Genomic DNA, 20,103 nt, shown 5'->3' on the forward strand with positions numbered 1-20,103 from the left:
GTGAAAAAACCTTGACAGCCAAATGCTTTAATAGTATATTTGTACTATTAAAGCACGTAAGTGTTGCATAAAACTTTAACACTCCCGACTACGCTAACAGGAGAGCACAAAATAAATGAAGCTATCTAAGGTAGACTTGAGCAGTTTAGTAGCGATCGCTCACTCTGACGGATATTTGCAGTTGTTGCTCGACCGAGGCGACGAACTAGAATTTTTGGAAATTCCAGCGCCAGTACAAGCTTATGAAGGATTGCAAGAACTTAACGAGGCAATTGCCGAAACGAATATATTGCCCTTTGAAGAAGAACCAATTGTCATGCTACCAGTTGTCTCATCGATGGCTATGGCTGTAGGCTACGATCGCAACGAACGCATTTTGCAAGTTGAGTTTCAAAGTGGATCTGTTTATCAGTACTTAGGTGTAGACGAGGATACTTGGGAAGATTTACATTCCTCTGACTCAATTGGCAACTTTTTCAATCAAGAGATTAAAGGTAGATATGACTGCGATCGTCTAGATAGCGCAGATTATATTAATGACTAATAACTGCATTTAGGGTTTTCAATAATTCTTGCGTTGTGTAGGGTTTAGGTAAAAAAGCTGTATATTCAGCCGTTTTATCGATTGGTACTTGCTCACTTGTTACCAATCCACTAACAGCAATAATCGGCAATAGCGGATTTATGCCTTGCAATGTGCGAATGGTAGTTGCTCCATCCATCTTGGACATCATCATATCAATAATTACGGCACTAATTTTCTCTTGATGCTGGGTGTAAATTGCTAATGCTTCCATGCCGTCACTAGCAGTAACTGCTGTGTAATTATAGTTTTCTAGAGATGTTTTAGTAATTTCCTGAATGGCAGCTTCATCATCTACAACCAAAATGCATTCTCCAGATCCAATTGGTATTTCTATATCTTCTAACGCCTGGATTGGAACTTGCTGAACTGCTGGCAAGAACACCTGAAATTTTGTACCCTTACCGACACAACTTGATACGGTGATAAAACCACCATGTTCTTTAATAATTGCCATTACTGTTGATAGCCCAAGCCCCGTACCTTTACCCAACTCTTTTGTTGTAAAAAATGGTTCAAATATTCTATCTAATATTTTTTTGCTAATTCCAAATCCTGTATCAGCAACTGTCAAGACAATGTAAGTACCAACAGTAGCTCCTATATGCATACTTGCATAAGTTTCATCAATCCAAATATTCTCGGCAGATATTGTTAAAGTTCCACCTGTAAGCATGGCATCCCGCGCATTGAGACACAAATTAATCAGTACCTGATGTAGTTGGGTACTATCAGCAAAAATAGGTAACAATTTCTCCTGAATTTCAGTGTACACTGCAATTGATTTGGGAAATGTTTGTGAGATAATTTGCCGCATTTCTAAAATCAGGTGTTTGAGTTGAAGCACGCTGTGTTGACGCGTAGCAGCTTGTCCTAGAACATCGCCTTCAATTCCCCTAGCAAATGACAGCACTTGCTTGACCAAATCAGCACCACGTTTAGCATTGTTTTCTATTATTGAGAGCATCTGGTTAATCTGTTGATCGCAGGTTTTAGCTTTGAGCAGATGCACTGACATCAAAATAGGTGACAACACATTATTTAAATCGTGAGCCATACCACTAGCAAGAGTGCCTATACTTTCCATGCGTTGAGCATGTAAAAATTGCTTTCCCAGTTGTTTTTTCTGGGTAATATTAGTATCAACGGCAAGAATTGATTTGGCTTGAGAATGCTCATCCACGATCAGCCTCCAGCAACTTTCAACGATTAGTTTCTTGCCAGATTTGCTGGTTTTGTGTAATTCACCTTGCCAAAAGCCATTCTTTAAGACAGTCTGATAAATTTCTGAGTCTTGCGCCAAAGGTTCAGTAGATAAAAGTTCATCGGACTGTTTACCCATAGCTTCTTCTGACTTCCAGCCGTAAAGTTTTTCAGCATTTTTGTTCCATAATAAAATTTTGTTGGACAAATCTTGCACGACGATCGCATCACTGACAATATCCAGCAATGCTGCTTGTTCGCGGGTTTTTTGTTCTACTTGCTTGCGTTCGGTAATATCCTCGGCTATGTATGCGAATTGCGGACGCCTACCGGAACTTACCGCAATTGTTGAGACTGTGACTGATAACCATATTTCACCTTGGGGAGTATCGTAAGAATATTCAAATTTGACGGGTGATTGAGTGCGCTCTGCTTGACGGTAGTGATGTATCCACTGGGACACACGCTTATCTGTTGCACCCATATCTCGCGCTAGCCGATTTTGCATTGCTTGTGGCGTGAGTCCAAAGGATTTCGCTGTGGCGGGGTTATCCGAAATATGTAGGATGTCATTATCTACCAACTCGGCAATTCCCATCATCATCGGCGAACTGTTAAAAAAGCTGCTTAAAGTAGATTCGCTTTGATGTAATGCTTCTTGTGCCTGCTTGTACTCCTGTTTTATGCTTGCCAGTTCAACTAAGTTCCGCCGGATTTCTAGTTGTCTAACTACCACGCGGCTAAGAGATTGCAGTGCTTCCACCTGTTGGGGACTAATTTGGTGTGGTACGCGATCAATTATACACAGAGTTCCGATCGCTTCTCCTGTCGGTGCTAACAAAGGGACGCCAGCATAAAATCTCACACTGAATTCATCTGAGATAACTAGGGGATTTGTAGTAAATCGTTCATCACTCAAGGTGTCGGGAATAATCAGAACTTCGCCACTTTCTATACAAATTGAGCCAAACTCGTTATTTCGTGGCATTTCCTGTAAATCCAACCCTACCTTAGCTTTGAACCACTGACGGTTAGCGTCAATTAGATTAATCAAGGCGATTGGTGTGTTACAAATCTGTGCGGCCAAGAACGCTAGCTCGTCGAATGCTTGTTCTGGTGGAGTGTCGAGAATCTGGTACTGACGCAGAGCCTCAAGCCTAGCTGATTCATTGTTACACACGAAAGATTTCATAAATTGTTCCTAACTATTGCTAGTTCTTGAAAGGGGCAATAAGCAGGGAAAAAGAGGAATTGGGGCGGGGGGCAAGGGGGTGAGTTTTCCCCTTTTCCCCACTGCTTTTGCTCCCTGCTTCTTCTCTTTTTTGCTTGCTCCCTGTTCCATTGCCTCTTGTTCAATCCCAGGCAGTTGCTTGCGCGGGGGTTCCTTCTGCCTCCTGAATGCACTTGATAGCTGAATAAAGTCACTATCAGATTATTTAAATAAGTGAACAAGCAGATAACTTGATCGCTTTAATTATAATAATATGCCTTAAAGCGGATAACAGTAAATTTCCGTTATTTTAAGTAAATTTTATAATATTTGCGTCATTATAATTTTTTGCTAACAGATAAAATTACTTTTACAAACTAGGTTGACCTCAAAATTTGTAGTTAAAATAAAGAAAGTGGCAAGACGCAGAAGGCAAGAGATAAGAAGGTTTTAGCTTACTTTATCTTTCTTTACATAGTTTAGTTTTATCGTGCCAACCTACTTATAATAAGAGAATTTTAACCCTTGATTGCTTTGCTGATGGGCAACAAAATTGTTAAACTTTAAAAACCCTTTTTTGCTCAAAAGCATTAACAAGAGCTACTAAATATAGACTAGCAACGCTTTCTTCAGAGACAATAGAAAAAGCCCACATAATATCAATGCATTTATGACGACTACACTTGCCTCTGCTGTTAAACCAAGAGCCGAAGATAGTTTTGCCATTACCTTTGCACCATTGTCTCTTGAAGAAATCTACACCAAGTCTGACGATCCAGCCAACGGTGCTGTGGTTGTGATGAGTGGTATGGTTCGCAATCAAACCGATGGTAAACCTGTGATTGCTTTAGAGTATCAAGCTTACGAACCGATGGCGTTGCGGATATTTTATCAAATTGCTGCTGATATTCGTTTATCTACGTCTGATGTGAATCGAGTAGCGATTTATCATCGCGTTGGACGTTTGCGAGTTGGGGAAATCAGCGTTTTAGTAGCAGTGGGTTGTCCTCATCGGAGTGAGGCGTTTGAAGCTTGCCAATATGCTATTGATACTCTCAAACACAATGCCCCCATTTGGAAGAAAGAACATTGGGAAGATGGTTCTAGCCGCTGGGTGAGTATTGGTGCTTGTGAAACATCAGGAGAAAGTTGTTAAGATTCCAGAGAAAATCGCCTTTGCTCGTGTTTTGTCTAGGGAACAAGCTGAGTTTTCAGCTACCCTAGACTAACAAAAAGTTTGTCTTCAGGGAGTAGGAATTTCCATGCGATCGCACTGGCGCATGAGCCACTTAACACGGCAGTGGATAAGCTCAGGTAAAATTTATGGCTATATTAATGTAAGATAATTATCTGGATGATGTCTGGTTGATATCTATAACCTAAACAAAGTCTGAATTACTAAAGCTGAGAGTTGGGAAACTCCGGTGAAATTCCGGGACTGTGCCGCAGCTGTGATGGGATCGCCCAAGTCAGAATGCCAACTCTCAGGATGTGCTCAAGACACACTCACCGTCTACTCCCTGCGTTGCACGGGGAAGGAGTTTAAGTTTGCTTTCTGGATTTGCCACTTGTCCTGGCTTGTTTTATGCTACTCCCGCCGCAGATGGTATATTATCTCGCATTAGAATACCAGGTGGAATTATTAGTAGTCAGCAGTGCCGTGCGATCGCAGATATAGCAGAACAGCACGGTGGCGGCTATATAGATGTGACTAATCGAGCTAACCTGCAAGTCCGTGAAATCCGCACAGGGATAAATGCTGAGGTTCTGAAGTACCTCCAGGAAATGGGATTAGGTTCTCATAATACTGTTGTAGACCAAATCCGCAATATTATGACCAGTCCAACCGCTGGTATCGACCCCCAGGAATTAATCGATACTCGCCCTTTTGTCCAAGGTTGGGATGATTGTATTGCAGCACATCCGGCGCTTTCGGGACTGTCGGCAAAATTTAGCGTTTGCTTTGATGGTGGTGGGATAATTCGGGTGTGCGATCGCTTGAATGATATCGCCTTTGCTGCTGTTTTAGTTGACGGTAATGTTTATTTTCGCCTCTATCTCAGTGTCGGCGAGAAGGGTCAACCGCCTAGCGACATGGGTATTTTTTTACTACCAGAGGAATGTTTGCCCGTCTTGGCAGCTTTGGCGGATGTCTATCTAGTTCATAGTCATACTACGAATAAGCGTAAGCTACGCCTGAGAGAGTTGCTAAATACTTTGGGTTGCGAAAATTATCTCCAGGAAGTTCAGCAGCGTCTACCTTTTTCTCTTTTGTACAGTGAAACAAGAAAAGACCTAACCCCCCAACTCCCTTCCCTAATAGGGAAGGGGGAGAAATTCTCTACTCTTTTGCAAGGAGAGGGAAAGTATCAGCATATTGGCATCCATCTCCAACGTCAGCAAGGCTTATTTTACATTGGTGTTGTCTTGCCCCTTGGGCGATTGGAGAGTAGACAGATGCGGGGTTTAGCAGATTTAGCAGCAAAATACGGTAGTGGAACTCTCAGGCTAACCCCTTGGCAAAATTTGCTTCTTACAGATATTCCTCAGCAATGGGTTGGCGATGTCCAAAGTGAAATTGCTTTCTTAGGATTAGATTCCTCAGCAACCAACATCAAGAGTGGATTAGTTGCCTGTTCTGGCAAAAGGGGTTGCGCCTCTTCTGCCACAGACACCAAAAGTCATGCATTGACATTAGCGGAGTATCTTGAAACTCGCGTTACTCTGGATTGCCCAGTTAATATCCACTTCAGCGGCTGCGAAAAATCTTGTGCCCAGCATAGCAAGAGTGATATTACTCTTCTCGGCGTCAGCATTGAGGCTGACAATGGAACTGTAGAGGGTTATCACGTTTATGTTGGTGATAGCAAGCAGAAATTCGGACGTGAACTATATCAATATGTAACTTTTGCCGAACTACCTGCATTAATAGAGCGGATGCTATATGTATATAAAATTCAACGCCTAAATTCTGACGAGTCCTTTGGGGAATTTGCTAATCGATATGCACTGACTCAATTACAGCACTTATTTAACATTACTCCTAAATCATTCGTGAACTACAACATTCCCAACTTTTTAGAGAAGTTAGGAATCTAAGCCTTTTGATTTTTATACGTCAATCCAAAATTTAAAATCTCAAATTGAATGCCCGACTACATCCGAGAAGCCAACGAAATTTACCGTAATTCCTTTGCAATCATCCGGTCAGAAGCGAACCTAAATGTGCTGCCAGCAGATGTAGCAAAAGTTGCTGTGCGTCTCATTCATGCCTGTGGGATGACGGATATTGTCACTGACTTGGGATATTCACCAACAGCAGTGCAATCCGCAAGGGCAGCACTGGCAGCAGGAGCACCAATTCTGTGCGATTGTCGGATGGTTGCCGAAGGCGTCACCAGACGGCGGTTGTCTGCAAACAATCAAGTTATCTGTACCCTCAACGATTCAAAAGTGCCAGAACTTTCCCAGCGTATGGGTACTACAAGGTCGGCGGCAGCTTTAGAATTATGGCGATCGCACCTCGAAGGAGCAGTAATCGCAATTGGTAATGCGCCCACAGCACTGTTTAGGCTGCTAGAAATGCTCGATGAAGGAGCGCCCAAGCCTGCGATTATCTTGGGCTTTCCAGTGGGGTTTGTCGGTGCAGCAGAATCGAAAGCCGCACTGGCAGCAGATAGCAGAAATGTACCATTTTTAACCTTACACGGTCGGCGCGGTGGAAGTGCGATCGCGGCAGCAGCAGTTAACGCCCTGGCAACGGAGGAAGAATGAATATGAAACCCAAAGGTCGTCTCTATGGAATTGGTGTCGGCCCAGGCGATCCAGAACTATTGACTCTGAAGGCGCTACGGCTATTACGTGCGGCTCCTGTGGTAGCCTATCAATCAGCCACAGATAAAGAAAGTATTGCTAGAGCGATCGTGGCGCAGTATCTTCCTGGCAATCAAATCGAGGTGCTATTTCACCTCCCCCGCGCTTTGGAACCTGAAAAGGCAAAGTCTATTTATGATAAGGAAATTGAACCAATCGCCGACCATTTAGCAGCGGGTCGAGATGTCGTGGTGTTGTGCGAGGGAGATCCATTTTTCTATGGTTCGTTCATGTACCTGTTCACGCGGTTATGTGACCAATACGAAACAGAAGTTGTCCCCGGAGTTTCCTCGCTGATGGCTTGTCCGGTAGCCTTGGGTGTACCTTTCACCTACTACACCGATATTCTCACCGTCTTACCCGCCCCATTGCCAGCAGAAGAACTGACTACACATCTGCTGATGACTGATGCAGCGGCAATTATGAAGCTAGGTCGTCACTTTACCAAAGTGCGGAATATCCTGCATAAACTAGGACTAGCGTCACGGGCAAGATATATTGAGCGTGCATCAACGTCACAGCAACGCATCGTCCCCTTGGATGAAGTTAATCCAGATGAAGTGCCCTATTTTTCAATGATTGTGATTCCCACCAAAAATCGACTATAGTCCTTTGTTGAATAATCGAAAATCCAAAATAGAATAACCTCCTGGCAGATTGAACCAGGAGAGTTAAAAAAATGGATTCATCTTTACAAGCGTTGTAGTAAGCTCAAACCGTGGGTATCAGTACCACAGGTATTGAAAAGAAAGTATTCATCAGCTAACTTTTGCACTTGTTCTGATTCCAATACGCTGGGTTGCCAGGGGTTAGGGTTATTGTAGGCATAGAAAGTTTCCACACCATCGAGACCCTTTTGGGCCGCAGCTGGAATTAAGTCAAAATGCGATCGCTTGTAACGAGCGGGATGAGCCAGAACTGCCAATCCTCCAGCTTCATGAATAGCGGCAATCACGTTACTTGCCTGATATTCTTGGCCTGTAGTCGCCCTTCTTTGCAGATAGGGTTTCATACTAGGGTGTTCTGTTGCAAAAGCGTAAGCCAAAATATGAACTTCTATATCCAAAAGGTTGGCATTGATTTCCACACCACTCCACAGGTGAGGAGTGCTTTCACCAGGATTATTCCACTTCCAGTCTTCTAACCAAGCAAGTGCAGCTTGATAGCCGATAATACCATGATGATCGGTGATGGCTAACCCTTTTAGCCCAATAGCGATCGCCTGCTCCATCAATCCACTCGGCTGCAATCTCCCATCCGAGTAGACAGTGTGCATGTGAAAGTTGAATAACCTTGGACAACTATGTGCATCAATGTTATGGAATATTTGCTTCAAAAGTTCTGTGGAAGCAGTAGTCCGGGCCAAATTTACAGCCATAACCCCCTCTGAACAAAAATATATATTCTCAACACACTAAAACGCCACATCTACCAGATAAGAAAGATCCAGCACTAAAAATTAGTGTTGGCTGCTACTTTCTCAGCTTTATCAGCAAATTTTTCAATATGTTAAGACTACGTTAGCAAATCTTAACCTCAGTGGTCATGGGTAATTTAAAGTACTTTAATTTTACGTAGTAATAAATATTGCAACCAAAATTTCATAAATACGCCTATAGCATCTGTGGTAAATGACTTAGATACTAAAGGCTTAGTAGAGCAATTATCTCTAATAAGCCTGAAATCTAACTCTGTTTGCTGTGTAAAATTTATTATTCGTCTCAGTAATTACACTATTTTATCTAACTAGTAATGATTTTAGCGATCAAAAATAGTTTCGAGAAAACTAGCGATCGCTTGCTGCTTATTATACCCCTCGCGCAATTCCAAAAGAATCTCCCTTCAAGGTGACTCCCAGCGGTTCTATCACCACCTCACGGCTCAGAGACGTTTCAACCCTTCCGGCAATCAGGGCCGTGAGATCCTGTTCTCTTGCAAGCATAACAATCCTCTCTGCATCCTGCTCCGACTCTGTATAGAATGCAAATCCTGCACCGTAATTGAACACGGAAAGCATCGTCTCGGCTCCGCCTTCAAGATGACCCTCAACAAACGTAAATATCTCCGGCACTGGGAGCATCGTTTCGATGACGTACCGGAGCGGCTTCACCGACCGCATCAGCTTTTGCCAGCCATGACCCGTGATATTCTCCATCGCAGTGGGACTAATTCCCTCGCCAAGCACCGCCTGTACAAGCGGCGTGTAGAGATACGACGCAGCATTCATCGCTTCCCAGAACTCCTGTCCACTTGGAAGTTTTGTTCTATAGCCATCAGGAAGAGACTCGGCGAGCTTTCGCAGTGGGGTAAAGCCGTTCTCATGGGGCCCCGAACTTTCGACGAGAACAATAGTATTTCCGGCATCCAGACGCGAGCTATCAATAGGAGCAACACCAGCCGGCATAACCCCAAAAACCGAGCCTGCGATGTCGAGCCGACCTGGAATCATCTTAGTTTTTAGTTGAGGAGTTTCCCCTGAAAGATAGACACACCCCACTCGTTTGCACCCCTCAACTACTCCATCCAGAAACCCATCAAGGAAAGCCGGGGTAAAGATTGTTTCAGGAGTACTCGACGGCAGATAAAGACCAAGAAGTATAGTCTGCATACCGGAAGTTGCAGCGTCGTTTGTCAGACACGAGATGATCTTAATGCCAATATTCCACCAGAATCGTCGAAGTTCTTCTTCGGAAAGGTCATCAGGGCGGGTATCGTCTGCGGTGCCCAGTCCTTCGGGGACAAGTGTCATAGAAAGTTCTCTAGCCCCCGCCTCCAGAAACGGAGCGAGGTTGAAGCTGAAAGCGTTAGCGCTTGCTCCCAGACCCGACGCGGGTACGATGCCATAGGCACTTGCAAAGCCAAGTGTGCGTTTTGCAGCATCGATGAAGCGTCGTTTTGCGGCATCGAGAGTATCGTAATCGACTTGATCGAGAGCTTGAGCCATCAGGTTGCGTTTTAAGTTAGAAGTTAGGAGTAGAGACGCGATTAATCGCGTTTGTGCAAGAGTTAAAAGTTAGGAAAAGTCATAACTCCTCACTTTAAAATACCTCATCTTCAATACCGCGCCACCATTCCCCCAAATTCATCAAGTCTTGGTAAATATCTTCTAATTCTTTAGTGTAGACATCGTTTGTAAGGGTGGCTCGACGCTCTTGCAATTTCTTGAGGCGCAGTTGTACCAATACCCAAGGTTTAGAGATGCTATTCCTAGCTTCGATGTATTGCGCTAGTTCTTTGCTATCCATATAATAGTATTTTAATTTTTATGCTACTACTTTTAGGATACAGAAGGCAGTTAAGGGTACTAAAAACCCGCCTCGAAGAAGCGGGGATGAAACCTATTTACAAGATTTATCAAGGTCAACTACTACACCCAAAAGGGGTTGTGGCTATTTAAGGTTACTCAAGAAAGTTGGGACTGGGACTGCTGCGACCATTACGACCAACAGATGGGATTTCCACTAAAGCATCGGTAGCTTTACCAGTACCGTCATTGGTGACAGAGGTTTGGTTCCCTGGATGTCCATTAGGGATGAACAACTGCGGATGGTCGAAGGGTGCTTTATCGTAACGAACTCGCTCATCAGTGAGTGCCTTTAAGAAGGCCACCAGTGCCTCCTTGTTTTCGTCGCTCAGATTCAGCACAGGAAGGCGAGGTGTATTTGGAGTGTCGTCCGCCGCGCCCCGACTGTAGAAATCGACTACTTGCCGCAGGGTCAACATTCCACCATTGTGCATATAGGGAGCAGTCATATCTACATTACGGAGTCCCGGAGCTTTAAAAACCCCATCTGCTTCTACTAGACCAGGCGTGATATTGGGCGCTTCACCAAAGACCTCTTGGAACTTTCCTTGCTGGGCTAGCCGCGCCTCCGATAACGGACGTGATACAGGTTGCAGCCCGTCATCAGCGCCCACACCCTCATCTTCAAGATCGGGTGTAACCCCAATCTTGAAAAAGCCGGTGTCTTCAATAGGGTTTCCAGGTGCTGGCGAACGTGTGAGTCGCCCCCTATTCTGCACATTTCTAACCGAAGCAGCAGTGAATTCTGCTCCACCGTGGCAAAAGATGCAACCGCTGTTTTGAAAAAGAGTGAGACCTTGCTGCTGCTGGGTAGTTAGAGCGCTAGTATTTCCTTCTAAGAACTTGTCAATAGGTGCATTGTCGGATACTAATGTTGACTCGTACAGTTGTATAGCTAGCCCGAAGAACAGCGACCAGTTGTACTCTATTTGTGTGTACTCCTCAGTGCTATTCAAGAGATCCGGTAGGAGGACAACTTTCCGGCTATTTCCATCTGCTTTATCAACCTGGATTAACTGAGTGGATTGCCACCATTCAGGCTTAAAGGCAGCCTTGATCATCTGTTCATAGGTAAGCGTTGTCAGGCCCTTTCCTGGCGCTCTGCTGTACTGACCTAGTACACTGTCTTCAGGATGTACGATTTGCTTCCCAAGCGGTCTCAGAGGAAGTAATTTTTTACCAAGCTCTCTAGGGAGAGGGAGCTTCCCGCTCTTGACAATGTTTAATATGTTGTCAAGCAAATTAAACTCAAATTTGTCACCAATATCTTGGAACGTGCGACCATCTGCGGACATCTCAAAGGCACTGAGCGGTGGTCCCACTGCTTGCGAAGCTAGAGATGAATTTTTGAGTCTGACACTAACTGCTTGTAGCGGACTTAAGAGGGTTGCTGCTTTGTACAGCTTCGCATTGGGGTTTCTTGTCCCAAACGGATCTACCCCATTGAAGATATTCTGTGCTCGTCCGTCCCAAAAGTTGCGAAAGTTGTACACCGCATTGAACACGGTTGGTGTGTTGCGCGGCTCTACCCGGCGGGTTTCGATGCCTCCGACGTTAAAAACCGGATCGTCGAGTTGAGTCACTGTATCCTCGGGACTACCCGGAACGGCAGCAACGAACTTTGAATTAAAGACCCCTTGGGAGGAGGCGATATCATTACTGTCGGATTGAACTGTTGAGAGACGGTTATTTGGATCTTCCAGTTTGTGAAATGGGTAATCTCCTGGGTTGAGTGTGTAGTTCGGCTGACCGATATTGAAAGTATTATCCGGAATTGGACTTTTATCTGCATTCACGCGCAAGATCCCCGGACTGAGTTGGTTTTTAGCCCGGTTGTCCGCTCCTGCATGAAAATGGCAAGTAGCACAAGACATTTTGCCATCGCTGCCGACCTGCATATCCCAGAAAAGAGCCTTTCCTAACGCGATCGCTTTGCTCTTATCTTTGATAAATTCTCCATAATTGTCAGGCTCTGGAATTGCGACCGTCTTTAGCGAAGATAAAGTTGGGGGTAGTACTTGCGCTGATACAGTATGTCCCGCTAGCACTGCGATCGCCACAAATGCTGCGATCGTCACACCGCTTTTCATTTTCCTTGACAACCTTGATGCCAAATCAATAAGTCTGGCTAAGACAGCAGCCATAAAGATGGCGCCAAGTTGGATTTTCCTCATGTTTTATATGAATGTTAATCTTCTCAAGAGTTGAAGCATTACTGCTCCACTCTCGAATTTGAATTTTTTTTGTATCTCGTGACACATAGACGTTAAAATATCAGGTTTTTTATACTTAAGTAAGTAGGCAGGAATAAATCAAACTATGTTACGCAATATAAAATAATCAAATTAGCTATGAGTAAAGGTTTCAGCCCTATTTTGATATCTGAAACCCTTAGTACAAACCTTTTATTATTCATGCCCATTTACTTAAGTAAAATTTTTAATTAATTTTTTAATCTAAACCAGTGTTGCTGCGGACTTACTCAGGATATCCCACCAGATCGGCTATATGCCTAGCCAATCAAAAACAGCCACGATACTACTCGTGACTGCTGGTAATTATTGATAAATTAACTGGTTATCTTTGCTTTACACAGCTATTAAAAGCCACAACCAATTTAAGACTGACAGTTGATTAAGCTTTAGCCAAGTTTTCAGCAGCAAAGTCCCAGTTAACCAAGTTATCTAAGAAGTTCTTGATGAACGCTGGACGGGCATTTCTGTAGTCAATGTAGTAGGCATGTTCCCAAACATCCAAGGTTAGGAGTGCCTTCTTACCATGAGCTAGAGGGTTTTCTGCATTTGGTGTTTTGATCACCTTCAGCGTACCACCATCATCAATCAGCCAAGACCAACCACTGCCAAATTGAGTCGCAGCTGCGTTAGAGAACTCTTCCTTTAATTTGTCGAAGCTACCAAAATCTTTATCAATCCTGGCTGCGAGATCGCCAGTGGGTGTGCCGCCACCATTTGGTTTCAAGGAATTCCAGAAGAAGGTGTGGTTCCAAACTTGAGCAGCATTGTTGAAGATTCCCGCCTTAGAGGAGTCTTGGAAGGAAATTTTGATCACCTCTTCCAGAGACTTATCAGCAAGTTCTGTACCTTCAGTGAGCTTGTTGAGGTTGTCTACATAAGCTTTGTGATGCTTGCCATAGTGATACTCCAAAGTTTCAGCTTTCATGCCATATGGCTCTAGAGCATTCTTGTCGAAGGGTAGTGGGTCTTGTACAAATACCATTGTGTGAAATCCTCTCTTTACCGGTTTCCAGTTTCAAGCTATTGCAGAAGCTTGGAAAATTAACAGCTTTTATTTTTAAGGTTTTATGTCTTTAATGATGGAACATAAAACTTAACATCGTCATTCTACTACCAAAGTGAAGATAAAGTGAAGATGGGAAGAAAGTACTTCGATGATAAGCCAAATCACTATGACTTCACGACTATAAATAAAAATGGCTAATATTTCATCTCTATAAACCGATAAATAATTAGCATTTAACAATTAAAGCTTTCATACTTCTATCTTTAGTAAGATTAATTGCAATGTGAAAATCAGTCGAAAGTAAGATGATTTAAGTATTAAATAATTTAAAATTGCTAGAACAAAGCTTGATTTTCAATAAAGACAGCCAATAGCCAAATTACCTATTTTGTTTTTAAATGCAGTTTTAAGGATGGTAAGTGAATAATCACTCACGCACCACCCTTTTGAACTAAAAAACAACAGCAAATAGCGGTAATTACTACTGAGATAAACGCTGCTGGTAGTAGTTAACAATTTGTGCTGTGACTTCAGAAATATTCAGACCATCTGTCTGAACTTCAATCGCATCCGCTGCTTTTTGCAAAGGGGAAACTTTGCGTGTACTATCTTTCCAGTCACGTTCGGCAATGTCCCGTTCCAGCTGCTCTAAACTTATCTCAGGTTGACCTTGTTTGTTAAAATCCTCCTGGCGGCGACGGGCGCGTTCACTCACAGAAGCGGTTAAAAAGATTTTCACTTCGGCATCGGGGAATACATGAGTGCCGATGTCCCGACCTTCAGCTACTAATCCACCCTTTTTACCCCAGTTTTGCTGTTGTTTAACAAGTGCTTGGCGTACAGCGTTTTGTGCCGCGATCGCAGATACTTGAGATGTTACCTCAATGGTGCGAATTGCCTGGGTAACATCAGTACCGTTAATCCAAACCCGCACGGACGATTGTAAATCCTGGGTAGGAGTAAGTTCAATTTTACACTGGTTAGTTAATTCAGCGATCGCACACTCATCATCAATGGCAATACCCTTTTGCAGTACTAACCAAGTGACAGCACGGTACATTGCTCCTGTATCTAAATACACTAAGCTCAGGTTTGCTGCCACTTGACGCGCCACTGTGGATTTTCCAGCACCGGCTGGGCCATCAATGGCAATGATCGGTTGACGATCGCGCAATATAATATTGTCAATCAAACGTGTAGCACCAAGACGAGCTGCGATCGCCAACATTCCTTCCTCCTCAACTTTTTCTAAAGACATCAACGTAGTCGGTTCAACCAATTCAATATATTCCACTGAGACCGTGCTGACCATTGCCACTTCTTGCTGTACCACTGCTATCAACTTGTTGCTATTGCGATCGCCTGCAATGAATGCAGCTTCAGCTCGTCGCAAGCCGCAATATAATGCCGCTGCTTGTTCTTTTGCCGTTGCAGTCAAATATTGATTACGAGAACTAAAAGCAAGACCCGACGCTTCCCGCACTGTTGGACAAGCAACAATTTCTACTGGCAAATTTAAGTCAGCTACTAAGCGTTTAATAATTGCCAGTTGCTGACCATCCTTTTGACCAAAGTAGGCACGGTCAGGCTGTACCAAGTTGAAAAGTTTGGTCACAATCGTAGCGACACCCTGAAAGTGACCTAGCCGAGAACGACCACACAAGCCTGTTATCATAGCAGATGGGGGGATAACTTGTGTAACTTTTGATTCTTGTATACTCTTCTGGGGAACTGCCATTTCTTCCGGAGTTGGCGCAAAAATGGCATCTACCCCAGCTTGTTCGCAAAGTTGTTGGTCTTGCTCTAAGGTGCGAGGATAACGTTGATAATCTTCGTTAGGAGCAAATTGCAGGGGATTGACGAAAATACTAACAATCACCGTCGAATTTTCTTGCCGCGCCCGTTGAATCAAGCTTAAATGACCTTGATGTAAATTTCCCATCGTTGGCACCAGACCGACTGCCGTCTGATACCAGCCAGTCATCTCATCTAGTCTCAGATCCTCAGTAACCGCAATCAGCTGGTTTTCTGAGCAGCGTTTAGTTAAATAGCAGCGTAAAGCTGCGACTGTTGTCAGCAGGCGCACAAAAATACCCCTAGTTTTTATCGATCCCTCCCCCGTTAGTTTATATCTGAAATAGAGGGAAGAGATGATTGAACTAGGGGAATTAAGTGATACGGAACTGGGAATTGGGCATTGAAAAGAGACAAAGGCGCGGGGGGCAGGGTGCAGAGGGGAAAACTCTTCTCCCTTGCTCCCTCCTCTTCTGCTCTCTACTCCCTAATGATTATTTACCCAAAACTTCAATATGCACTGGTGCCACGCCACTGCCCATCATTCCCAAAATTCGAGCTGCGCCAGCAGATACGTCAATGACCCGACCCCGAATGTATGGGCCTCGGTCATTAATTCGCAGCACTACAGAACGACCGTTGCGGGTGTTAGTTACACGGACTTGCGTACCAAAGGGTAAGCTGCGATGAGCGGCAGTCATTCCTTCTGGATTGAATCTCTGGCCGCTTGCAGTCTGAGTACCAGAACCGTCATAGCCGTAATAAGAAGCCATGCCTCTCAAAGTGGTTCGCACTACTCCAACGGCAATCTGTTGGGGTAGCTTTGGTATTGATATTTGACGTACTGGTAAATTCGCAATCTCTTTTAGGGGAGATGCATTGCCCATTAGCCTCCGCAGGCGATTGGTTGCTTGCAATGCATCTTGCGCCAGATTATTTGTGGTATCTGCTAGTCGCGTACCTTCGTTGATTTCGACCAATTCTTCGCCATTAATTTTGATTACATAGCGATCGCCATTTTGCTGGAGGGGGGCGCTTTTGTTTTGCGCTTGATTGGCAGTCGATTTTTCCCCTGCTTTCCAACTTACGGTAATCTTACTCCCGTCCACATTTTCCCGATTCAACTGGTTGATCTTAGCTGCTATTACACCAGCTATCTGAACCGGGTCATTGTCACCGGAGCTACTCTGGTTACTCACATCGGTTGCGTTACCAGTACTCACTGCCTGTGGTGAATTGCTAGCAATAAGGGCGTACGATTGTACGCCCCCAGTATTTCCAATTGCACCAACTTTTTTAGTTTCAAGACTCGTATTTGATACAGAACTCAAAAAGGTTAGAACAGGTATATTTCGGATAAAAAGGGTTGCCGCCTTACGTCCTCCAATGTTGTGAGGATGAATTTCTGTAATCACAGCATCCAAGGTTTGTTTCCCTGCTCTGGATTGGTACTCTCCCACCTTCACCACATCAGGGGCAGGTGATTTTTGGGAAGCTAGCGCATTTCCCTTGGTGGTTTGAGTACAACCGACTGAGGGTATGCCCAAAGCAGCCATAGACAGGGCAACAATAATCCACAAATGTCTTTGATTCATGCGTCCGTTTTTAAAGCGACTGTAGAACTTAAAGTTTTATAACTCGCGGGATTTTTCACTCGTGAAAGTTATTTCCCTTCTGAATAAACTCGAACTCGTTCCGTTTTCACTTTGTTATTTATAACTGCAACAGACTAACACGAACCTTTTGGCTTGGGGATCAGGGTTTTAGCGTAATTATCGACTGCTTAATCAAATTAAAGTTCCAAATTTAAGGGTGAAACCTTTCTCAAAGGCGGACTTTGGCTATGTAACGCTTTTTTCTGCAACTCAAAAATTTCTTAAAAAAACTTTACGCTTGTTGCACGCCAAAGTGACGACACCCTATTGACTTCTGTTCTAAAGGCTCACTACTACTCGTGTATTCTAGATAACATGTATTTTTACTATTTCCTATAAGAAGATAATATAACTTTAATTAAATAGCATCGGCATAAATACTTAAAATCGTTTATTTAATTAAATATTTAAATTTCCCTATAAATAAGCCGTGATATGAGTTACATCTAAAATGATTATGCAAATTAGTTTGAGTTTAAGATGTTTTTTCTACTGAGATTAATCATGACTTTTATTCCCCATGACTCAACGTAGAGAAGTGACAAATATAACTTTCAATTACCGTATTACTGAGTATAAAAAAAAGAAAGATACTCAACTTAATATTTTTTGTGATTAATGATGAAGAAATTAGAAAATCTTCGCGATCGCTTGTAGATCAATTTTTGTTGGTATCAAAAACAACAACAGGCATTTTTGGTACTAAGTAATTGCTCAAAGATGATTTTTTAGAGCAAGCTATCTTTTCCAAAATCTTTGCGGCTGTAAGTATGTACGCCTGTACCCCTACTATATATAGTGAGTATTTTGGGGAATGCTATCAGCATAATGACAAGCCAAGTAAATCAAAGAGATTTAGAAATAGATTCATCGCCATTATTAGCTGTTCTTAAAGATTTGCATTCTCAGTACAAGTTCCTGGGCGAGGGTGCAGTAGCGAAATACATTCCAGAACTAGCAAAGGTAAACCCGGATTTGTTCAGCATTTGCATTGTCACAGTAGATGGTCAGGTTTACAAAGTTGGGGATTACGACCAACTCTTTACCATTCAGTCAATTTCTAAGGTGTTTGCTTATGGACTTGCCTTAGAAGATCATGGACTGGATTACGTTTTGACTAGAGTTGGCGTAGAACCGACGGGAGATGCATTCAACGCGATCGTTTTAGATGAGCAATCGAAGCGACCTTATAATCCAATGGTAAATGCAGGTGCGATCGCTACCACCAGCTTAATTAAAGGTTCCGGTCCCACCGAACGCCTCAATCGGATGCTGGATATGTTCAAGCGATATATTGGCCACGACGTGTTCGTTGACATTTCAGTTTTTACCTCAGAACGCAGTACAGGACATCGCAACCGCGCAATGGCGCATCTGATGCTCAACTTTGGCATGATTGACCCGAATATTGAAGAGTCACTCGATCTTTATTTTCAGCAGTGTGCTGTGATGGTGAATTGCCAAGACTTAGCGGTGATGGCGGCTACCCTTGCTAACAGAGGTATTAATCCCATCACCAAAGAACAGGCGGTAGATAAGCGTTACATCAAAGATATTTTGAGTGTGATGTACACCTGCGGAATGTACAACTTTGCCGGTGAGTGGGCTTACAAAATTGGGATTCCGGCGAAAAGTGGTATTTGTGGTGGGATTATCGCGGTTGTACCCAATAAGATGGGCATTGGAGTTTTTTCGCCACTGCTGGATGTGCGTGGTAACAGTGTACGGGGAGTCAAAGTGTGTGAAGAACTTTCCCAACGGTTAGGTTTACATTTATTTGATTGTTCTGGTCAAGAGTGAATTGGGCATTGGGTTATTTTCCTAGTTACCTTATCCGCTTGTCCCCAATCCCCAATTTAGCGATCGCCAAATTTTAAATAATCCCTCTTCGCGTGTCCGTCCAACCGTATGCAACCTCAACCAGTTGCACTGTAGCAATCTCGATTTGCTTTTGGTATACCTGTTGACCACCAAGGCTTTGATAAAATCGGGAGGCGGGGTTATCATCTAAAACCCACACTAACATTGAACTAATACCTGGCTGGAGTAACCTTGTTGCTATGGTGGAAACCAGGCAATATCCTAAACCTTGGCGCTGGTACTTCTCCAGAATATAGATAGCGTACAACTCACCTTGATAAAGGCGATCGCCTGTCCTCTCTTGACCTCCACTGGCAAAACCAACTATTTATCCAATTTCATCCTCAGCAATATATGTGAAATTATCCTGAGCTATATTGCTTAAAATTTTTATCCATTTTGTCTCTCGTTCTTCATAGGATAAACCTGCCAGAAACTCTGCCGCCATTAAGTTGCTGTAGTCGGCTAAGTTTGCTTCTCGGATCGCCATCAGCTGTCTCCTGGCAAGAGTTCGATAGTTCTTTCCAGCTAGTTTACAATTCCTCTGCTTGGGGAAGCGGGAAGATTTCACCAGCCAAGTAAGCTTGAAAGTGCTTTTGGAAGTACAACCAGGAAGTCATATCTTCCCCATCTATTAATCCTTTTGGGGCTTGTTTATATAGAGGAATACGGTTATTAATCTCATCTTGCAGCACTGGGGGCAGTTCTGTTAAACCATTGACTTTGCTGCCGACAGCACTGTAAATCAGTTGACCGGGGCGATCGCCCATTTTCATCCAGGGAAGCCATTGACCAATCCGATCCCAACTTAGTTTGAGTTGAGAAACTGAGGAGAGGGCTGTGTTGAATAAATCTGCGGTTGGCACTGTTAATTTAAATAATTCCGCTGCCTGATAAATTGGATTTGGACTGTATTCGGCAAATTTGCGATCGTCTGCTAGGGGATTGGGGTAATAGGGAAATATATCAAAAACGAAAGTTGTGCTATCACCATCAACTTGTGCGGGAAAATTTCCCTCAAATCTTCCCTGCACTGGATTATTGGCAACGTGAATCACCGGAACTGTCTCGCCTGTCCAAGGATTCTCCCATTTGGATAAAACTTCATCTGTTTTTGGGTTGAGGTAGTAAGTTAGTTCCCTGGAAGTAAAATCCCAACTACCTTCTGCTGTGGGAATACATCGGCTAACACTCAATCCCAGCATCTTAAACAGGAGTTGTCTTTTCTCACCGGGGATAAAGGCGTAAATTTTACCTTTCCAAATCAGGAAAGTGGATTCGCTAGGGTCGAGGGAAGAACGAGTTTTAACCCAGTGTTGGGCTTCGAGTTCTTGGATTTGGGCAACCATCTAAAGCATCC

17 protein-coding genes and 1 riboswitch are annotated in these 20,103 nt (G+C 43.6%); of the genes, 6 read left to right on the forward strand and 11 right to left on the reverse strand.

The window, feature by feature from the left end; genetic code table 11:
* The first annotated feature begins 115 nt into the window (after positions 1 to 115).
* Positions 116 to 544: a KTSC domain-containing protein gene (locus RM347_RS23700; protein WP_322716841.1), complete on the forward strand. Its 429-nt coding sequence runs from the start codon at positions 116 to 118 to the stop codon at positions 542 to 544.
* Here RM347_RS23700 and RM347_RS23705 read toward each other — a convergent pair.
* Positions 534 to 2,978 carry a hybrid sensor histidine kinase/response regulator gene (locus RM347_RS23705; RefSeq protein WP_322716840.1) on the reverse strand — a complete coding sequence of 815 codons (2,445 nt, stop codon included), beginning with the start codon at positions 2,976 to 2,978 and terminating at the stop codon, positions 534 to 536. The two genes, RM347_RS23700 and RM347_RS23705, sit on opposite strands and share 11 nt — an antisense overlap.
* Before the next feature lie 688 nt (positions 2,979 to 3,666).
* On the opposite strand from RM347_RS23705, the gene RM347_RS23710 reads away from it, so the two are divergent.
* From RM347_RS23710 to RM347_RS23725, 4 genes are all read left to right on the forward strand, one after another.
* Positions 3,667 to 4,152: a molybdenum cofactor biosynthesis protein MoaE gene (locus tag RM347_RS23710; RefSeq protein ID WP_322716839.1), complete on the forward strand. Its 486-nt coding sequence runs from the start codon at positions 3,667 to 3,669 to the stop codon at positions 4,150 to 4,152.
* Positions 4,153 to 4,400: 248 nt separating this feature from the next.
* A riboswitch (adenosylcobalamin-variant (AdoCbl-variant) riboswitch) is annotated at positions 4,401 to 4,484 on the forward strand.
* A gap of 3 nt (positions 4,485 to 4,487) precedes the next feature.
* Positions 4,488 to 6,095, forward strand: coding sequence for a precorrin-3B synthase (gene cobG / locus RM347_RS23715; RefSeq protein ID WP_322716838.1), 1,608 nt, complete (start codon positions 4,488 to 4,490; stop codon positions 6,093 to 6,095).
* Between the two features lie 48 nt (positions 6,096 to 6,143).
* Positions 6,144 to 6,770 (forward strand): precorrin-8X methylmutase, encoded by a 627-nt coding sequence (locus RM347_RS23720; RefSeq protein WP_322716837.1) that lies wholly within the window; start codon positions 6,144 to 6,146, stop codon positions 6,768 to 6,770.
* A gap of 2 nt (positions 6,771 to 6,772) precedes the next feature.
* On the forward strand, positions 6,773 to 7,477 hold the full coding sequence (locus RM347_RS23725) for a precorrin-2 C(20)-methyltransferase (protein ID WP_322716836.1): 705 nt from the start codon (positions 6,773 to 6,775) through the stop codon (positions 7,475 to 7,477).
* A gap of 83 nt (positions 7,478 to 7,560) precedes the next feature.
* On the opposite strand, the gene RM347_RS23730 is transcribed toward RM347_RS23725, so the two are convergent.
* The 7 genes from RM347_RS23730 to RM347_RS23760 form a co-directional block, all read right to left on the reverse strand.
* Positions 7,561 to 8,247, reverse strand: coding sequence for a PHP domain-containing protein (locus RM347_RS23730; protein WP_322716835.1), 687 nt, complete (start codon positions 8,245 to 8,247; stop codon positions 7,561 to 7,563).
* Positions 8,248 to 8,676: 429 nt separating this feature from the next.
* Positions 8,677 to 9,813 (reverse strand): AIR synthase related protein, encoded by a 1,137-nt coding sequence (locus RM347_RS23735; protein WP_322716834.1) that lies wholly within the window; start codon positions 9,811 to 9,813, stop codon positions 8,677 to 8,679.
* 94 nt (positions 9,814 to 9,907) lie between these two features.
* Positions 9,908 to 10,114, reverse strand: coding sequence for a hypothetical protein (locus RM347_RS23740; protein ID WP_322716833.1), 207 nt, complete (start codon positions 10,112 to 10,114; stop codon positions 9,908 to 9,910).
* A gap of 154 nt (positions 10,115 to 10,268) precedes the next feature.
* Entirely contained in the window at positions 10,269 to 12,263 is a 1,995-nt protein-coding gene (locus tag RM347_RS23745; protein ID WP_428850600.1) for a cytochrome-c peroxidase, read from the reverse strand.
* A gap of 544 nt (positions 12,264 to 12,807) precedes the next feature.
* Positions 12,808 to 13,410 (reverse strand): superoxide dismutase, encoded by a 603-nt coding sequence (locus RM347_RS23750; RefSeq protein ID WP_322716831.1) that lies wholly within the window; start codon positions 13,408 to 13,410, stop codon positions 12,808 to 12,810.
* A 505-nt stretch (positions 13,411 to 13,915) separates the two neighbouring features.
* A complete protein-coding gene (locus tag RM347_RS23755) occupies positions 13,916 to 15,520 on the reverse strand; it encodes a bifunctional pantoate--beta-alanine ligase/(d)CMP kinase (RefSeq protein WP_322716830.1) in 1,605 nt (534 codons plus the stop codon).
* A gap of 202 nt (positions 15,521 to 15,722) precedes the next feature.
* On the reverse strand, positions 15,723 to 16,823 hold the full coding sequence (locus tag RM347_RS23760) for a septal ring lytic transglycosylase RlpA family protein (RefSeq protein WP_322716829.1): 1,101 nt from the start codon (positions 16,821 to 16,823) through the stop codon (positions 15,723 to 15,725).
* Positions 16,824 to 17,711: 888 nt separating this feature from the next.
* Between RM347_RS23760 and glsA the strand changes: the two genes are divergently transcribed.
* Positions 17,712 to 18,683: a glutaminase A gene (gene glsA / locus RM347_RS23765; RefSeq protein ID WP_322716828.1), complete on the forward strand. Its 972-nt coding sequence runs from the start codon at positions 17,712 to 17,714 to the stop codon at positions 18,681 to 18,683.
* A gap of 73 nt (positions 18,684 to 18,756) precedes the next feature.
* Here glsA and RM347_RS23770 read toward each other — a convergent pair whose 3' ends face one another.
* From RM347_RS23770 to RM347_RS23780, 3 genes are read right to left on the reverse strand one after another with little or no spacing between them, the layout of a single operon-like run.
* On the reverse strand, positions 18,757 to 19,071 hold the full coding sequence (locus RM347_RS23770) for a GNAT family N-acetyltransferase (protein ID WP_322716871.1): 315 nt from the start codon (positions 19,069 to 19,071) through the stop codon (positions 18,757 to 18,759).
* Positions 19,072 to 19,233, reverse strand: coding sequence for a hypothetical protein (locus RM347_RS23775; RefSeq protein WP_322716827.1), 162 nt, complete (start codon positions 19,231 to 19,233; stop codon positions 19,072 to 19,074).
* A gap of 43 nt (positions 19,234 to 19,276) precedes the next feature.
* Positions 19,277 to 20,092: a DUF1838 domain-containing protein gene (locus RM347_RS23780; RefSeq protein ID WP_322716826.1), complete on the reverse strand. Its 816-nt coding sequence runs from the start codon at positions 20,090 to 20,092 to the stop codon at positions 19,277 to 19,279.
* Between the last annotated feature and the right edge of the window lie 11 nt (positions 20,093 to 20,103).

This window comes from Nostoc sp. ChiQUE02 (genome assembly GCF_034531305.2).
Classification (GTDB): Bacteria; Cyanobacteriota; Cyanobacteriia; order Cyanobacteriales; family Nostocaceae; genus Nostoc.

Bases quoted from the DNA above. Each gene is read 5' to 3' on its own strand.
- RM347_RS23700 (WP_322716841.1), top strand. From the start codon at position 116: ATGAAGCTATCTAAGGTAGACTTGAGCAGTTTAGTAGCGATCGCTCAC.
- RM347_RS23705 (WP_322716840.1), bottom strand. From the start codon at position 2,978: ATGAAATCTTTCGTGTGTAACAATGAATCAGCTAGGCTTGAGGCTCTG.
- RM347_RS23710 (WP_322716839.1), top strand. From the start codon at position 3,667: ATGACGACTACACTTGCCTCTGCTGTTAAACCAAGAGCCGAAGATAGT.
- RM347_RS23720 (WP_322716837.1), top strand. From the start codon at position 6,144: ATGCCCGACTACATCCGAGAAGCCAACGAAATTTACCGTAATTCCTTT.
- RM347_RS23725 (WP_322716836.1), top strand. From the start codon at position 6,773: ATGAAACCCAAAGGTCGTCTCTATGGAATTGGTGTCGGCCCAGGCGAT.
- RM347_RS23730 (WP_322716835.1), bottom strand. From the start codon at position 8,247: ATGGCTGTAAATTTGGCCCGGACTACTGCTTCCACAGAACTTTTGAAG.
- RM347_RS23735 (WP_322716834.1), bottom strand. From the start codon at position 9,813: ATGGCTCAAGCTCTCGATCAAGTCGATTACGATACTCTCGATGCCGCA.
- RM347_RS23740 (WP_322716833.1), bottom strand. From the start codon at position 10,114: ATGGATAGCAAAGAACTAGCGCAATACATCGAAGCTAGGAATAGCATC.
- RM347_RS23745 (WP_428850600.1), bottom strand. From the start codon at position 12,263: ATGAAAAGCGGTGTGACGATCGCAGCATTTGTGGCGATCGCAGTGCTA.
- RM347_RS23750 (WP_322716831.1), bottom strand. From the start codon at position 13,410: ATGGTATTTGTACAAGACCCACTACCCTTCGACAAGAATGCTCTAGAG.
- RM347_RS23760 (WP_322716829.1), bottom strand. From the start codon at position 16,823: ATGAATCAAAGACATTTGTGGATTATTGTTGCCCTGTCTATGGCTGCT.
- glsA (WP_322716828.1), top strand. From the start codon at position 17,712: ATGACAAGCCAAGTAAATCAAAGAGATTTAGAAATAGATTCATCGCCA.
- RM347_RS23775 (WP_322716827.1), bottom strand. From the start codon at position 19,233: ATGGCGATCCGAGAAGCAAACTTAGCCGACTACAGCAACTTAATGGCG.
- RM347_RS23780 (WP_322716826.1), bottom strand. From the start codon at position 20,092: ATGGTTGCCCAAATCCAAGAACTCGAAGCCCAACACTGGGTTAAAACT.